We start from the raw sequence: 314 nt of genomic DNA on the forward strand, positions 1-314 counted from the left end.
TTCCTGAAATTTCTCTTGAAAAAGGGGAAAGTTCTATGTACAGGCTCAACGTTGACGGTATACCGGGTAAAAATTTTGACAGTATAGAGATCCTTGCCCGCGACAGCATTTATATTTTTATAGAAACTACCGTTGTCCCTGAAGCTTCCGGTAAAAATGAATTCCTGTACACCGACAAGATCCAATTTAAATCGGGCGCACACCTTCAGGAAATCCCGCTGGTAACATTGGTAAAGGATGCAATATTTCTGTACCCGAAAAGAGATGTAAACGGTTTTCCGCAACAAATTCCGGTTGGAGAAGATGACAACGGA

1 pseudogene is annotated in these 314 nt (G+C 41.7%); it reads left to right on the plus strand.

Annotation, left to right across the window (positions count from 1 at the left end):
• Positions 1–35 precede the first annotated feature (35 nt).
• Positions 36–314: pseudogene (locus tag HC176_RS18670) on the plus strand (hypothetical protein); the annotation flags it as partial.

The sequence above is a fragment of the Tamlana crocina genome, from assembly GCF_012037625.1.